This window comes from Sphingomonas sp. PEI4 (assembly GCF_056679955.1).
In genome coordinates this window covers 162,582-178,517 of record NZ_JBWXPI010000002.1, presented here as the reverse complement: position 1 = coordinate 178,517, position 15,936 = coordinate 162,582, and the positions used below count along the sequence as shown (strand labels likewise).

At 62.3% G+C, this 15,936-nt stretch carries 10 protein-coding genes and 3 pseudogenes; 9 read left to right on the top strand and 4 right to left on the bottom strand.

Annotated elements, in window-relative coordinates; genetic code table 11:
- Nucleotides 1-458: 458 nt before the first annotated feature.
- The 5 genes and pseudogenes from AC1MLZ_RS19935 to AC1MLZ_RS19915 form a co-directional block, all read left to right on the top strand.
- A complete protein-coding gene (locus AC1MLZ_RS19935) occupies nucleotides 459-1,097 on the top strand; it encodes a hypothetical protein (RefSeq protein ID WP_480961729.1) in 639 nt (212 codons plus the stop codon).
- A 420-nt stretch (nucleotides 1,098-1,517) separates the two neighbouring features.
- Nucleotides 1,518-2,717, top strand: a complete 1,200-nt coding sequence (locus AC1MLZ_RS19930; protein ID WP_480958258.1) for an IS256 family transposase — start codon at nucleotides 1,518-1,520, stop codon at nucleotides 2,715-2,717.
- A 73-nt stretch (nucleotides 2,718-2,790) separates the two neighbouring features.
- Nucleotides 2,791-4,167 (top strand): annotated as a pseudogene (gene istA / locus AC1MLZ_RS19925) (IS21 family transposase); the annotation flags it as partial.
- Complete coding sequence (gene istB, locus AC1MLZ_RS19920) at nucleotides 4,164-4,925, top strand: IS21-like element helper ATPase IstB (RefSeq protein ID WP_159513485.1); 762 nt, start codon at nucleotides 4,164-4,166, stop codon at nucleotides 4,923-4,925. The pseudogene istA and the gene istB, both read left to right, overlap by 4 nt.
- Before the next feature lie 141 nt (nucleotides 4,926-5,066).
- Nucleotides 5,067-5,765: pseudogene (locus AC1MLZ_RS19915) on the top strand (glycoside hydrolase family 130 protein); the annotation flags it as partial.
- 339 nt (nucleotides 5,766-6,104) lie between these two features.
- Here AC1MLZ_RS19915 and AC1MLZ_RS19910 read toward each other — a convergent pair.
- The 4 genes from AC1MLZ_RS19910 to AC1MLZ_RS19895 form a co-directional block, all read right to left on the bottom strand.
- Nucleotides 6,105-6,806, bottom strand: a complete 702-nt coding sequence (locus tag AC1MLZ_RS19910; protein WP_480961728.1) for a TetR/AcrR family transcriptional regulator — start codon at nucleotides 6,804-6,806, stop codon at nucleotides 6,105-6,107.
- Between the two features lie 162 nt (nucleotides 6,807-6,968).
- On the bottom strand, nucleotides 6,969-8,453 hold the full coding sequence (locus AC1MLZ_RS19905) for an efflux transporter outer membrane subunit (protein ID WP_480961727.1): 1,485 nt from the start codon (nucleotides 8,451-8,453) through the stop codon (nucleotides 6,969-6,971).
- Nucleotides 8,453-10,009 carry an MDR family MFS transporter gene (locus AC1MLZ_RS19900; protein ID WP_480961925.1) on the bottom strand — a complete coding sequence of 519 codons (1,557 nt, stop codon included), beginning with the start codon at nucleotides 10,007-10,009 and terminating at the stop codon, nucleotides 8,453-8,455. Before AC1MLZ_RS19900 ends, AC1MLZ_RS19905 begins: the two co-directional genes overlap by 1 nt.
- A 1-nt stretch (nucleotide 10,010) precedes the next feature.
- Nucleotides 10,011-11,225, bottom strand: coding sequence for an HlyD family secretion protein (locus AC1MLZ_RS19895; RefSeq protein WP_480961726.1), 1,215 nt, complete (start codon nucleotides 11,223-11,225; stop codon nucleotides 10,011-10,013).
- A gap of 584 nt (nucleotides 11,226-11,809) precedes the next feature.
- Here AC1MLZ_RS19895 and AC1MLZ_RS19890 point away from each other — a divergent pair.
- The 4 genes and pseudogenes from AC1MLZ_RS19890 (at nucleotide 11,810) to AC1MLZ_RS19875 (ending at nucleotide 15,930) form a co-directional block, all read left to right on the top strand.
- On the top strand, nucleotides 11,810-12,073 hold the full coding sequence (locus AC1MLZ_RS19890) for a sigma factor (protein WP_480961725.1): 264 nt from the start codon (nucleotides 11,810-11,812) through the stop codon (nucleotides 12,071-12,073).
- A gap of 75 nt (nucleotides 12,074-12,148) precedes the next feature.
- Entirely contained in the window at nucleotides 12,149-12,496 is a 348-nt protein-coding gene (locus AC1MLZ_RS19885; protein ID WP_480961724.1) for a sigma factor-like helix-turn-helix DNA-binding protein, read from the top strand.
- Nucleotides 12,497-12,597: 101 nt separating this feature from the next.
- Nucleotides 12,598-14,113, top strand: a pseudogene (gene zwf / locus AC1MLZ_RS19880) (glucose-6-phosphate dehydrogenase).
- The gene (locus AC1MLZ_RS19875) at nucleotides 14,074-15,930 is read left to right on the top strand and encodes a glycoside hydrolase family 15 protein (RefSeq protein WP_480961723.1); all 1,857 of its coding nucleotides are present in this window, start codon (nucleotides 14,074-14,076) and stop codon (nucleotides 15,928-15,930) included. The pseudogene zwf and the gene AC1MLZ_RS19875 overlap by 40 nt, the downstream one beginning before the upstream one ends.
- The last annotated feature ends 6 nt before the right edge of the window (nucleotides 15,931-15,936 follow it).

Below are 15,936 nucleotides of genomic sequence, written 5' to 3'. Positions count from 1 at the left end.
TGAGTTCAAGCGCGAAATCCTCGAATCGTCTAGACGAGCGGTCGCATGCGGACCGAGGCGGCAGCAGGGCTGAGGATCATGCCCACAATGCTGCGTCGTTGGCAGCGCAAATGCGGAGATAGCAGCGCCCCCCGGTAAGCCCGGCGCGAGCCGCCAGTGTCGGCGATCACGTCGCCAGTGGATCAAGCTTTTCGAGATTGCGCGACTACGCAGGAGTTGGACCTCGCGCGCGTGGAGCGCAACGTCTTAAAAACGCCGTAGTGGGTTCAACCGGTCGCCGCTGGCATTGTGCGGAGGCCGTTGGCGAGGCGCGTCAGGGTGTCTGCGAGCCACGCCTGTGAGTCAACGCGGGTCGGTGCAGCATGACGATGCCGCGCATGGATATATTCGCGCCCCAAAGCGCTCAAGCGTCGTCGCTCGCAGCTAGGCCGGGCCGCATATAGGAAGGCTCGACGTCGATGGACGCAGCGGACGTATTTACCAAGCTCGAGATCGAGCTAAAGCCTGATCCATCGAGGACCGTCATCCGGCCATTCGACTTCGGCTATCCCGCGGCGTTCGCGGCCAATCGGCCGTCGCGTCGCGAGGCGGTTGCGGAGCGGATCCACGCGCTAGAGCCAGCATTTCGGTCACGGATGCTCAAATTGCTCTCAAAACCAATGAACGAGCGCCACCGCAACGCCGATCAGATATTTCTGCGGCGTTTCGCCGAGATAAGCGACGAGTTCGGCGTGGTGGATCCTGACGGAGCGGAACAGCTGCTGATAGGGGCGTATTTCAGTCAGGAATATGCCTTCGAATCGGCCGCACTATTCAATCCTAGCATTGTGCGGCTGACCGACGGTGCACCGACTGTGGATGGCGGCGTGCGCTTCCTGCTGGCGCTGCGAGGGATCGGCGAAGGCCACATCTCGTCGGTTACGTTCCGCACCGGTGTGTGGGGCTCCGGCGACACTCTTGTCCTCGATCCTACCAGCCCGAACGGCGTGCCGCCCCGCATCGAGCGCACGGACGAGGAATGGGTGCGCCTGCGGTGCGAAGACAGTCAGGACTGCTGCGCGGCGATGAAGGTGAGACAGCAGCGTCAATCAAGATGAGACTCCGTTTGGGGCTGTCGGCGTAGGGCGTAGCCCGGAGCCGACAGCCCCAAACGGAAGCCCTTTCGAAGGGCTTTGGTGGTCGTGACCGGCCTACATCTGGGCTTTTCCTTGGGGGAAGAGCGCAGGTGAGCGGTCGACACGTCAACGATCATCAAACGAGGCTCTTTATGAAACATCGTCAAAGCGACCCGGTGCCCGTGGCAGCGGCCAAGGCCGGTATCAGCCGGGCGACCGCCTATCGACTGCTCAAGGGCGGCAAACTGGTCGTGTCCCCGCTGGTGGTGTAGCTCAGCGGTAGTGAAGCTGACCGGTCGCGCGCTATCATCCAGCGCTGTAGCGGCCGGTCAGGTTCACGGGTGGCCATCGAAGATCTTCGGATAGGTTTGGGTTGCAAGACTCAACCAACGGAGACCTTCGATGACCGACGATACGATGAACCTGCAAGCGCTGGTGGGAAAGAGCGCGGATGCAGATTTCCTACGCGAAATGATTGGCTTTGCCGCGCAGCGGCTGATGGACCTGGAGGTCGGTAGTCTGACCGGCGCGGGTTATGGCGAGAAGAGCAGTGACCGCCTCGCGCAACGTAACGGTTACCGCGAGCGGGACTGGGAAACGCGGGCCGGCACCGTTGAACTGCGTATCCCCAAGCTGAGGACGGGCAGCTACTTTCCCGCCTTTCTGGAGCCCCGGCGCCTTTCCGAGAAAGCGCTAACCGCAGTCGTCCAGGAGGCATACATCCAGGGCATCTCGACCCGTTCGGTCGACGATTTGGTGAAGGCCATGGGTATGAGCGGCATCTCGAAAAGCCAGGTGAGCCGGCTTTGCGAGGAGATCGACGTCCGCGTGAAGGCGTTCCTCGAGCGCCCCATTGAAGGCGACTGGCCATACGTGTGGGTCGACGCGACGTACCTGAAAGTGCGTCAGGCTGGTCGGATCGTCTCGGTCGCGGTCACCATTGCGGTCGGCGTGAACGGTGACGGCAGGCGCGAGGTGCTCGGCATGGCGATCGGTGCGTCGGAGGCCGAGACATTCTGGACAGACTTCCTCCGCGGCCTCGCGCGGCGGGGCCTACGCGGCGTGAAACTCATCATCTCGGATGCCCACGAGGGCATCAAAGCTGCCGTCTCACGCGTGTTCAGCGCCACGTGGCAGCGGTGCCGCGTACATTTCGCGCGCAACGCTACGGCCCATGCCGGCAAGAGCGGGCGGCGCGTCGTCTCGGCCTTCATCGCCACCGCGTACGCACAGGAGACGCCCGAAGCCGCCAAGGGTCAGTGGCGCAAGGTCGCCGATCAACTCAGGCCCAATGTCCCCAAGCTCGCGAAGCTCATGGACACTGCCGAGGAGGACGTGCTCGCGTACATGTCGTTCCCGCCACAGCATCGCACCAAGCTGCACAGCACCAATCCACTCGAACGCCTCAACGGCGAGATCAAGCGGCGCACCAATGTCGTCGGCATCTTCCCCAACGAGGATGCCATCACCCGGCTGGTCGGCGCCTTGCTGCTCGAGCAAAACGATGAGTGGGCGGTTCAGCGGGGCCGTTACATGACACTGGAAAGCGTGACGCAATTGGGCGATGATACCACCGTCACGTTGTCGTCCATGACGGCGTAATCGACCCGGCCCTGCCCGGAGATCAAAGCGGCTACGCCGCTGAAGCTACACCACGCGGTGGGACACGATCGGCAAACTCCCGTCCCAGAAGGCGGAGCCGCGAGGTCGGCGCCGACCAGACCCGCTGGCAGAGATCTTCGACACCGAGATTGTCCCACTTCTCCAGGCGGCTCCCGGCCTGCGGGCCGTTGCCATATTTGAGGAGATGCTTCGCCGGCATTCGGATCTGTCGCCCGGTATCCGGAGGACCCTGGAGCGGCGCATCCGGACATGGCGTGCGCGGCATGGTCAGGACCAGGAAGTCATTTTCCGTCAGACCCACGAGCCCGGCCACATGGGCCTGTCGGACTTCACCGATATGGGCGACCTCGATGTGCCCGTCACGGTCGCCGGCGAGCCGCTCAAGCATCTCCTCTATCACTTCCGGTTGGTCTGGTCGGGTTTCGAGCACGCCCATGTCATCCTCGGCGGCGAGAGCTATGTCGCCTTGGCCGAGGGACTGCAGAACGCCCTGTGGGCGGTAGGCGGCGCGCCACGCCTACACCGCAGTGACAGCCTGTCGGCCGCATTCCGCAATCTCGACGCTGACGCCAGAGTTGACCTGACGCGGCGATATGATGCGCTTTGCGAGCATTATGCGATGGAGCCGACGCGCAACAATCGCGGTGTCGCCCATGAGAACGGCGCTATCGAAAGCCCCCACGGCCATCTCAAATATGCCGTAAACGACGCACTGTTGATGCGCGGATCCGGCGACTTCGACGATTTGACCGCCTATCGCGCCTTCATCGACGAGATCGTCGCGCGCAAGAACCGACGCAACGCGGCTCGTATCGATGCCGAGCGCGCAACGCTGCAGCCGCTCCCGCAGCTTCGCACCGGCGACTATGAGGAGAGCATTGTCCCCGTCACCTCGACCAGCAGCTTCACGCTGAAGAAGGTCTTCTACACGGTCCCGTCGCGCCTCATCGGCCACAGGCTGAGGGTCCGCCTGTATGACGACCGCCTCGATATCTTCCTCGGCGCGACGCGTCTCATGACGCTCCGTCGCGGACGAACGCCCAGCGACGGCAAGCACGGACACGTCGTCGACTACCGGCACGTCATTCACAGCCTGCGGCGCAAACCTATGGCGCTGATGAACCTCGTCTACCGCGACCAGATCTTTCCGCGCGAAGCGTATCGCCGGACATTCGACCGTCTTATCGAACAACTGCCCGAGCGCGTCGCCTGCAAGATCATGGTCGAGTTGCTCTCGCTCGCGCATGAGCGGGGTTGCGAAGCAGAGCTGGCAGATGTTCTGGCAGCGGATCTGGACGCCAGGCGCCTGCCAGACCTCACGCAGCTACGAGCACGCTTCTCACCAGACCCGGCCAGCTTGCCGGTCGTCTCGGTGCAATTGCCCTCGCTTGCCGTCTACGACACTCTGCTGACGGGAGCGGCCGCATGAACCCCGCTGTCGACACCCAGCGCCTCGCATTCATCCTCAACGAACTGCGTCTGCCTGCCATCAAGCAGGCCTGGCTCCAGTTCGCTGAACGCGCCGACAAGGAGGCGTGGCCGGCCACCCGCTTCCTCGCCGCGCTCGCCGAGCATGAGATCGCCGAACGCGACCGGCGACGCATCGAGCGGCACCTGGCAGAAGCACGCCTGCCACCAGGCAAGACCCTCGACACCTTCGACTTCACCAACGTGCCGATGATCTCGAAGGCTCACATCATGGCGCTCTGCGCCGGCGACAGCTGGCTCGAGAAGGGGGCCAACCTCATCATGATTGGCGGACCGGGCGGCGGGAAGAGCCATCTCGCCGCTGCAATCGGCATGGCACTCATCGAGGCGGGCTGGCGCGTCCTGTTCACCCGTACCTCGGATCTCGTCCAGAAACTGCAGATCGCGCGCCGTGAGCTCGCCCTCGAAAGTGCGATCGCCAAGCTCGACAAATATCACCTGCTCGTGCTCGACGATCTCGCCTACGTCACCAAGGACCAGGCCGAAACCTCCGTCCTCTTCGAACTGATTAGCGCCCGCTACGAACGCCGATCAACCCTCATTACCGCCAACCAGCCATTCGGCGACTGGTCGCGCGTATTCCCTGACCCCGCCATGACGCTCGCCGCTGTCGATCGCCTCGTTCATCATTCCACCATCTTCGAGATGAACGTCGAGAGCTACCGACGCCGCGCAGCCCTCCAGCGACAATCAAGCTGAGACACCGTCTGTCGCGGAGCGGCGATCAAGACCAAAGTTGGCCTTGCATTGCCTGTCGCGCCGCGACAATCTCGCTCCCGTCACGGCCGCAGAGTCTCATCCTGATCGCCGCTACTGTCTCATCCAGATCGCCGCTCAATACAGGACGTTTCGGAAACCGTGATTTTTCCCGTACTGCCGAGCCAGCGGCAGGGCGTCGAAGATCTGCGGCTCGTCAATTTTACCGACGATGATGGTACTCAGAGCCTCGTCGGCACCTATACAGCGTTTGACGGCAAGGACGTGCGGCAGGAAATGCTTCGGGGCGTCGATCTACGCACGTTCGAGATGCGCCCGCTGAGGGGGCTTATGACAGGGTACAAGGGCATGGCGCTGTTCCCGAGGCGTATCGACGGGCGGTTCGTGATGCTCGGGCGACAGGACAGTGAGAACATCTGGCTGCTGCACTCCGACGATCTCTACACCTGGGAAACGGGAGCGCCGATCATGGCACCCAAATATCCTTGGGAGTTCGTGCAGATGGGCAATTGCGGCTCGCCGATAGAGCTGGAGGAGGGTTGGCTCGTCTTCACGCACGGGGTTGGGCTAGTGCGCGGCTATTGCATCGGCGCGTGCCTACTCGACAAGCACGATCCGTCACGTGTTCTGGCGCGTACACCGTCGCCGCTGCTGTTTCCTGCCGCCGAACAACGCGGCGGCTATGTTCCCAACGTCACCTATAGCTGTGGCGCCCTGCTCCACGGCCGGCGCGTTCTGCTGCCCTACGCCATCGGCGACGAGTATACTGCGTTCGCGGCCGCGCAGGTCGACGACATATTGAGCGTGATGGAAGAAGCGTAGGGCAATTTGGCTCCTGAAAGACGTCTTGACCGGCCAATGAGATCCGTTTGCCGTTGGTGACTCAATAGGTACTCTATGTTCAACTGTTCAACTGTTCAACTGTTCAACTGTTCAACTGTTCAACGCTCACCATGGGCGCCTCGCCGTATTGCTGTTCGGGTTCAACCCGGCCGCCGGTTGACCCTACTCTCATGCGACGGGATAGCTTGATACCGTAATGCCCGCGCCGTCTCGAAAGGTTCTGAATGTTCGGCTTCCCCTCCGCCATCGCCGCACGAAGACCGGTCGCGCTGTAAATGCCGGCGCGCATCAACTTGGTTGCCGGCGACCAAGGCTATGTTAAGGATCTAGTCCACCCGGTGCCTGCGCCGTCGCACGCAGAAAGTCGAACCACGGATGCGGCGCAGCTAGCGACAGAAAAGCCGACCACCGCAAATGAAAATACCTGTCCGGATCGTCTTCGCCAAGCGAGTGCAATTGATCGGTCAACCGGCTCCTCCGTTCGAAGCTGATCACCAGATCGAACAGGAGCAGGGTAAGGCGTGGCAGACTGCCAGAGCCGATCATACCTTCCGCCTGCGCTGCCGCGATTAGACTGCAACTTCGGTCAAATAACCGCTGATACCATTCCTCAGATCGACGGCTTATCACCGGATCGTTCGCAGCTTCAAAGGCGATGAAACGCCGAAACGCCTGAGTCTCCGGCGTGCTGATGAAATCAAAGATGGACCTGATCCACTGCTTCAGGCGCTCAAGGGCGGTACTGGAAGACAGTTTGTCAAGGTCATGTTGATCCACGCCCTTCAGCAAGCGATCAATTTCGCAGCTCACTGCGGCATCGATCAAGCCTGCCTTGCTCTTGAAGTGACGATAGATCGTCCGTTTGGTGACGTTGATCTGTTCCGCCAACCTATCCACCGACAGACCTTCCGAACCTACCGTTCCCAAGGCGACCAGCGTTTGTTGCAGGATATCCTCACGCAAGGCGGTGGATTCGTCAATGGTCGGTCGTCCAGTCCGACGTTCCGGAATACTCGCCATCGAACTCTCCCTACGGTCTTCCGGCTAGCACCCGGTTGACACACTCTTTATGGTTTATGCGGGCCCGACAAGCGGAGCCGATCGGCACCGTAGCGGCCGAATGGAATCGATGAAACGAACGCCACGTTCCTTCTGAAGGAGCACCTCCAGAATGGTATAGCATCAGCCCGGGGGCTTTGCCGACGGATCGGCCCAGCCCAGCCCCAATGCCTTTTGAACTGCGACGTAGCTGCTGGTAAGCTGTGCCGTTGCTTGAGCAACCGAGATGGTTGCCGAATAGCGTTGCCGCTCGATATCCAGCTGATCGATAACCGTGCTGGTGCCGGCCTGCACACGCAAGGCGTTGAGCTGGGCGGACCGCGAGGCGGCACGCTCGGCTGCAATCAGCTGAAGGAGTTGCTGCCGTCGGTTGCCGAACTGGGACAGGCTGGTCTCCGCGTCCTGCAGCGCCTCAAGCACCGCTTGACGATATTGCGCCTCCGCAACGTCACGTTGCGCCTCTGCCTGACGGACCATGGCTCGGTTCCGGCCGAAGTCCAGAAATGACCAGCTAAGCCTAGGTGCCAGCAGCGCCGTGAACTTGTCAGGGTCCACCACATCCCCGAGTGACGTCCCGCCAAGCCCCAGCAGCCCGGTGAAGCTTATGTTCGGGTACATCCGGGCCTTGTTGACACCGATCTGCGCCGAGCTGGCGGCGAGAGCGCGTTCCGCCGATCGTATATCGGGTCGATGCGCGATCACGGTTGCTGGATTGCCGATGGGCACGCTGGCGGGCGGTAGGGGAACGGGCACCCTGGTGGCCAGTGTAGCGTCCAGCGCGCCGGGAGCGCGCCCCGTGAGTACCGCGAGCTGATTGCGATACTCATCAAGCTGTGCACCCAGCGGGAGATTCTGAGCGTCGGTTTGGTTAAGCTGGTTCTGCAATCGCTGAACATCCAGCTCGGTGGCCGTACCTGCCGCATATCGTTGACGGGTTAGAGCCAGTGCCTGTTGCTGAAGCTTTGTCGATTGCGCGTTCAGGTCCGCTCGTTGCTGAACATCGCGTACGTTGACATAGGCCTGCGCGACCTCGGCCGATAGACTCACCTGAGCGTCGGCGAGGTCGGCAAAGCGTTGTGCTACCGTGGCCCTTGCTCCCTCGACGCCGCGACGCCCGCCACCAAACAGGTCAGGCTCCCACGAGGCGGTGGTGCCGAGATTGAAGAAGTCGACCGATGTGCTTGTGGTCCCTTGCGTGTCCGTTCCGTCGCTGCCCCCACCCGATGCGTTCGCAATGTCGATCCCAGGCACCTTGGCGTGGATGTAGCTGGCGGATGCACTTACCGATGGCAGCTGGTTCACCTGTTGCGTTCGCAGTTCGGCGCGCGCTTGGCGGATCGTCGCCTGTGCCACGTCGATCTGCGGGCTGTGCGCCAGCGCGTCATCGACAAGCGCAGTGAGCGTCGGGTCACCCAGGGCTTCCCACCAGCGGGCCAGACCCGGCGCAGGCGTGAAGGCCGGGTCGCCGGCGCGAACAAAAGTGCCGCGCGCGACAGCATCTGCCGCAGCTCGTGGAGGGCCCGCATAGTTCGGCCCAACCGTGCAGCCGGCCAGCAAGGCCGGGGCGACGGCTAGGGCAGAGACTAGAAGAATAGTCTGTTTCATCATCAGTGCACCGCTGCCGGCTTGGCGTTCTTGGGGAGGGGCCGGAGGAACAGGACGAGCGGGATGACCGCCAAAGTCGCGACGCCCATCAGCCAGAAGATATCGTTGTATGTCATCACAAACGCCTGGCCCGTGATTTGCTGTTCGAGCTGTCTAGCCGCGGTGGTGAGGCCGCTATTGGCGTTCACATAATGCTGCACGTCATAGGAGTTCGCGCTCAGCGACTCTTCCAGGCGCCGTTCGTGCAGCCACAGTCGTTTTTCCTGCAGGATTGAGATCGCCGCCAGCGCGAAGCTGCCACCCATGTTGCGCATCGCGTTGAACAATCCGGACGCGTCGCCCGCGTCCTCGCGCGGAACCGACTGCACCACTGCCTGGCTCAGAAACATGAAGCTGAGGATCTGGCCGAAGCCGCGCATGAGTTGGCCGGCGGTGAAATCATGTCCTACCGACTCGATGTTGAGCTGCGCATTTATCAAGGCCGAACCGCCCATCAGCACCAATCCGCTGGCGACGGCCAGCCGAATATCAAGCCGGGCGAGAAGGATCGGGATCACCGCCATCATGAACAGACTGGGAATACCCGATATCATGACAACGATGCCGGACTGGAGCGCGTTGTAGCCTGCGACGTTGGCCAGGAACTGGGGGATGACATAGGAGGTGCCGTAGAGCGCCACACCGACGAATACGCCCATGATCGCCACCGAACCGAACTGCCGGTCCAACAGCAGCGACAGCTTGATAACCGGCCGCGAGGCGAGCCTTTGCCCGGCGAAAAGAGAGATGAAACCAAGCACGCTCACCGCGGTCGTGATCTGGATCAGGGACGAGTCAAACCATTGCTCGCGCTGCCCTTCTTCCAGCACCACCGTCATCCCGCCAAGTCCGAAGGCGAGGCCGGCAATGCCAAGCCAGTCGGCCTTTGCAAGTTCGCCGAGCCGAGCCTTTTCGTGCGGCAGGCCTAGCAGCAGCAGGATCACAAGGCCGGCGCAAAGCGGCACGTTGAGAAAGAAGGCGTAATGCCAGCTGATGTTCTCAGCCAGCCAACCGCCGATTACCGGTCCGATGACCGGGCCCATGATCGCGGTCACGCCGAACATCGCGGTGCCGATCGGTTGCTGGCTGCGCGGCAGTCTCTGCGCGATGATGGTCTGCGCCGTCGGGATCAGCACCCCGCCGGTTAAGCCTTGCCCGGCGCGGCCGACGATCATCATGCCAAGGCTAGTCGAGGTGCCGCACACGATCGAAAAGAGCGTGAACAGGACCGTGGATCCGAGCAGCAGTGTGCGCAGGCCCAGCATGCGCTCCAACCAGCCCGAGAGCGGAATGACGATGATCTCGGCGATCAGGTAGGCGGTGGAGATCCAGGTGCCCTCGGTGCCACTTGCGCCGATTTCGCCTTGAATAGTAGGCAATGCCGAATTGACGATGGAGATGTCCAGCGTCGCCATCAGCGCGCCTAGCGTACCAGCGAGCACCGCCAGCCATGCGGCGGCGTCTGCCTTCTCGCCGACGGACGCGTTCGCGTTGGATCCGGCTCCCGCCGCAGCCGCCACGTCAGTGCCGCCGGCCCAGCTGTTCCTGCTGGTCCTCGATGCGATCGAGATCACCCTTGGCGCCGATCGTGTCCACTGTCACGTTGACCGACAGGCCAGGCACCAGCAGCTTCCAGGCGTCGGGCGATGCCTCGATGGCGATGCGAACCGGCACGCGCTGGACGATCTTGGTGAAATTGCCCGTCGCGTTGCTGGGTGGGATCAACGAGAATTGAGAGCCTGTCCCAGGTGAGACGCTCTGTACACGTCCACGCAGCTTGATGCCCTCAAGCGCATCCACCTCGATCGTTGCCGGCTGGCCCACACGCATCAGGCCGATCTGCGTTTCCTTGAAATTGGCCGTGACGTATAGCTTGGTCAGCGGAACCAGGGACATCAGCCGAGTGCCGGATTGCGCATATTGCCCCACGGTCACCGTCTTGTTGCCGATCCGGCCGGCGGTGGCGGCGCGGATAAGCGTGGCGCCCACGTCAACATTGGCCGCGGCCAATTGCGCGCGGGCGCCCTGCGCTTGCGCTTGCGCTTCGCGGACCTGCGCCAGGTAGGTGCCGATCCGCCGTTGTTGCATAACAACCTGCGCGGCCGTCGCGCGGGCGCTCTCGTTCGACTGGCCTGCAGCCGAACTGAGCTGTGCTAATTGCGAGCGCGTTTCGGCGCCGGCCGCCGCGAGCGGGGCATAACGCGCGACCTCACCCGCATCATAGCGTGCCTTCACCTGGTTAGAGGCAAGCTGGGCGCGGCTCTGGGCAATCGTCGCATATTGTTCACGGATGGAGGCACGCGCGCTGTCCGCGTTGGCCTGCGCCTCTGCGATCTGCGCTTCCGCCCGCGAGGCTTGCGCCTGATAGTCTCGGGCATCAAGGCGGACCAAAGGCTCCCCGGCCTTTACCTCCTGGTTGTCAGCGACGAAGACCTGGGCGATGTAGCCGTTGATCTTGGGCGCAATGGTGATCGCGTCGACCTGAACGTACGCGTCATTTGTTTCCTGAGCGTATTTTCCAACCGTCTGATGGTGCACAAACCAGATCACCACGGCGACAACAACGATGATCGCGATCAGCAGCAGAATGATCTTCGCGCGAGCGCTGAGCTTTTTCTTGGGTTTTTCTGCGTCGTTGCTCCCCGCTTCCTGCTGATTGTCGGCAGCTTTGGGAGAACCCTCTTCGTCCGGCTTCTTGTCGGACCGGTCTTCAGGGGGCGAAGTTTCTTCGTTCATGCGAACACTCGATCTGGAATAGCGTGGTCTAGTGATCCGGCTAAACGGTTGCGCAGTGCATCGACTCTGGATTGCGCGACACCCAGGCCGAGACGGAACTCGCTCGATCAGGGGGAAGCCGACGCTCCGCACATGACCACAACATTGTGTTCCGTGTCGGCACTGTCACTCACGACGGCTGCCACATCCATTGTCCTGTTTGCTACTGCACCCGATCAACCCTGCCGGATAGTATCCCCGTACGTGTAATTACGGCCAATAGCGAGGTCAATGATAAACATACCGGAACGGTTCGCCCGCTTCGCAGCTGGCCTGTCCGCGGGTCTTGTTCTGCCGGTTATGCGGCGAGCTCAGTCAAACCTCGCACTGCTCAACCATGTAAGCGCCTTCGCGTGCGCCCTTCCTGCAAGCCCACTACTATGGGCCGCGCCTGGGATACCGGCAAGGCTCCTTAAGACACTGTTTTTGGAACTTGTACCCTGATCAGGCGTCTCCATATCGAAATAAGTATTCCAAGCAGTATCCCGACGGCGCGTTCTTGCCGGGTACGCTCAACGGGAGCGCCGCGCGTGCCACCGAATAATATGCTGTTCTCCACTGCGTCGGACGTCAGTCCGACGCCCCACCCCGACCAAACGCGATTTAACCGGGACCTGTGTAGTCTGCTTCCCGGCCTGTCGCGCTATGCTGCCTCGCTCGCGCGAAATCCTGACCTCGCCCAGGATCTGGTCCAGGAAACATCGATGAGGGCCTGGCGCAGCCGCGAAACCTTTGTGGCCGGCACGAACTTCAAGGCTTGGCTTTACCGCATCCTTCGCAATTGCTTCATTTCGTACGTCCGACACTAGCAGGTCGCCCAGACCGACACGCTCGGCGACGACTTCCCCGATATCCCAGTCGCTTGTGACCAGGAAAACGTCGTCATGCTCAGGGAGGTTCAGCGTTTCTGGACCAGTCTGCCCCCAGAACAGCAGCGATCGATGCAACTCGTCGGCGTCGAAGGGCGCAGCTATGAGGAGGCGGCAGCTATAGAGCATGTAGCGTTGGGCACGATCGAGAGCCGGGTGGCACGCGGTCGCGATCTGCTGCGCGCCATCGTCGAAGGGGAGGTAATCGCGGATGCACGGATCACCGACACTGGCCAGGAAGCCATTCAACCAGTGACCGGTGTCATGCCTTTGCCGCATCATTCGGATGAAGATCGTCTGCAAATCGAAATGCTCCGAAGCTGGCGAGAACACCGGTCGCTGCCGAGGCTGCAGGCAGCCTAGGCTTACCGCCCGACATGGGCCGAACTCGGCACCGTAACGCCTGCCAATCTGCACGCCAGCGGCCGAACCGCGTTTCGTGCCTCTTCCTCCCTGGAACCCAGATGACATCTTCGACTTCCGCCCAACGAGGCGAGCCGCTGCCGCCTACAATGATCGTCATCTTCGGTGCCACCGGCGACTTGACTGCCAGGCTCTTGACGCCGGCGCTGATTTCGCTGTGTCGACAAGGCTGGCTCGACGACACCCATACCATTCTGGGCATCGGGATCGAGCCCGGCGATGGAGCCATGTTGTGGGACAGGCCAGGTGCGTTCAGCGTACCGAAGGGCGGCGAAGGCGCGATCAATAAGGGCGCGGCCTGGGAAGACCTCAAGCGCCGCATCGACTATTTGAGCGGCGACTTTGGGGACCACGCGCTCTACAACGCTCTGAAGGAACGTACAGCTGGCAATGTCGTCTTCTATCTGGCGGTACCGCCCAAGTTCTTTGGTCCGATCGTTGAAAAGCTGGCAGCGCACAACCTCCTGGCGGAGACGGCAGACGCATTCCGGCGGGTTGCGATCGAGAAGCCGTTCGGACACGATACGGACTCCGCCCACGCACTCAACCGGCAGATCCTCGCCTGCGCCAAGGAGAGTCAGGTATACCGCATCGATCACTTTCTGGGCAAGGAAACGGTGCAGAACATCGTCACCACCCGTTTCGCCAACACCGTGATCGAGAAGCTGTGGAACAGCGAGTCAATTGAGTCGATACAGATCACTGCGGCCGAAACGGTAGACGTGGGATCGCGCGGCGCCTTCTACGACGGCACCGGCGCGCTGCGCGACATGGTGCCCAACCACCTGTTCCAGCTGCTGGCAACAGTGGCGATGGAACCGCCGGCCGGTTTCGACGCGGAGGCTCTACGCGACGAGAAGGCCAAAAGTACTGAAGGCAATCCGGGTCTATGATGCCGAGGACGCGGCGTCTAACAGCGTCCGCGGACGCTACACCGCAGGCGAGATCGGCGATCGCAATCTCGTTGCGTATGTCAATGCGCCGAACGTCGCGGCGGACAGCCGCACCGAAACCTATGTCGCGCTGAAGCTTCTGGTTGATACCTGGCGCTGGTCGGGAGTGCCCTTCTACCTGCGCACGGGAAAGGCGATGGCGGCGCGCGATACAGAGGTGGTGGTGACGTTCCGCCCAGTACCGTTCGCACAATTTCCAGGCGTCGAGCAGCGCCACCTGCCGGCCAATCAACTAGTGTTTCAGATCCAGCCCGATGAGGGCATCGACATGAACATCCTCATCAAGCAGCCGGGCATGGAGATCGCGACCGATCCCGCGACCTTGTCGTACCGCTATGCCGACCGCTACGATCTCGGCCACCTCACCGGCTATGAATCGCTGTTCCACGACATCTTGGCGGGCGACCAGGCGCTGTTCCAGCGAGCCGACGCGATCGAGGCAGGATGGCGTGCGATCCAGCCGTTCCTCGACCTGTGGGGCGCTGGCGGCGAACCGGCCGACTATGCACCGGGCAGCGTCGGGCCAGCCGAGGCGGACGCACTGCTCGCCCGTGACGGTCGGCAATGGCATCGGCTCGGCACACCAGACGAGGATCGGGCGTGAGCGCCGGGTCGGACGCGCCTCCTGTGAGGCGGATCGAAGATTATGCGATGATCGGCTCCACGCACAGTGCGGCGCTGGTTCATCGTTCCGGCCGGATAGAATGGCTGTGCATGCCGCGCTTCGATTCAGACGCTATCTTTGCCTCGCTGCTCGGCACCGCAGATCATGGTGGCTGGCTGCTCTGCGCTGCGGATGAGAGCGCGCGTATCACCCGTCGCTATGTGCCCGACACGCTGGTGCTGGAGACGACGATTGAAACCGACGACGGTCGTGCTGTCGTGATCGACTTCATGCCCCGTCCGGGGGCCGGCAATGTCCACGAACTGGTTCGGATTGTGCGCGGCATCGAAGGCCGAGTTGCCATGCAAACCGACCTACGCGTCCGGTTCAACTATGGCCAGAGCACGCCCTGGGTGCAGGAACGCGACGGTGCGCTGTTCTTCGTCGCGGGCAGCAATGGATTGCGCCTGAATACGTCCGTAGCGGTGACGCCGGACAATCTATCCTCTGCCGCCACCTTTGAGATCGCGGCGGGACAGGAAGTCGCCGCAGTGCTTGACTGGTTTCCGTCGCACGAGGAGCCGCCGCTACCGCGCGACCCCAATGCGATGCTGCGCCAGACGGAAGGCGAGGCGCAGCGTTGGATCGCCGGCTGTACTTACGACGGTCCTTACAGCGATGCGGTGCGTCGATCGCTGGTGACGCTTAAGGGACTCACCTATGCGCCGACTGGCGGCATCGTCGCTGCGCCGACAACGTCGTTGCCCGAAGCCCTCGGCGGCGTGCGTAACTGGGACTATCGCTATTGCTGGCTGCGTGACGCCATATGGACGATCCACGCGCTGACTCAGTCCGGCCATCATCGGGAGGCGAGCGACTGGCGTTGGTGGCTGATGCGCGCCACAGCCGGCGCTCCCGGTGACGTGCAGATCATGTATGGTCTGCACGGCGAGCGGCGGCTGGTGGAATACGAGCTCGATCACCTGCCCGGCTTTGAAAACAGCCGACCGGTGCATGTCGGCAACGGCGCGCACGATCAGTTGCAGCTGGACATCTTCGGTTCGCTGCTCGGCGCCTTCTATGAAGCGCGGCGGATCGGCATGGCTGATACGGACCGGACGTGGGATTTCGAATGCGCAGTCGCCGAATGCCTGCTGGATCGCTGGCGGCAACCGGACTCCGGGTTGTGGGAGGTGCGCGGCCCGCCCCGTCATTTCGTCTATTCCAAGATCATGTGCTGGGTCGCGTTCGATCGCCTGATCGCCAGCGCAGAGGAGTTCGGCATGGCCGGTCCCGTCGATCGCTGGCGCGTCGCGCGTGACGAAATCCATGCCGAGATATGTGCAAAGGGCTATGACGCCGCCAGCAACAGCTTTGTGCAGTATTACGGCGCGGATCGGGTGGATGCGGCCCTGCTTCAAATTCCGCTGCTCGGCTTTCTGCCGGCGCACGACCCGCGCGTGAGCGGCACCGTCGCAAGGATCGAGGCCGATTTGCTGCGTGATGGGGTCGTTTACCGCTATCGCACCGACAGCGATGAAGCGGACGGGCTGCCCGGCGACGAGGGGGCGTTTTTGGCGTGCAGCTTCTGGCTGGTGGATGCGTGGCTGCTGCAGGGCCGACGGGAAGAGGCGGTTACGATGTTCGAGCGACTTCTGGGGATCGGAAACGATCTCGGCCTGTTCGCCGAGGAATATGACCCGCGGGCCGGGCGCCAGCTGGGCAACTTCCCGCAGGCGTTCACGCACTTCGCGCTCGTTAACACGGCGCACCTGCTGCGCAGTGCCGATGCCGGCAAACAGCCGGAGACGGTATAGGCACCG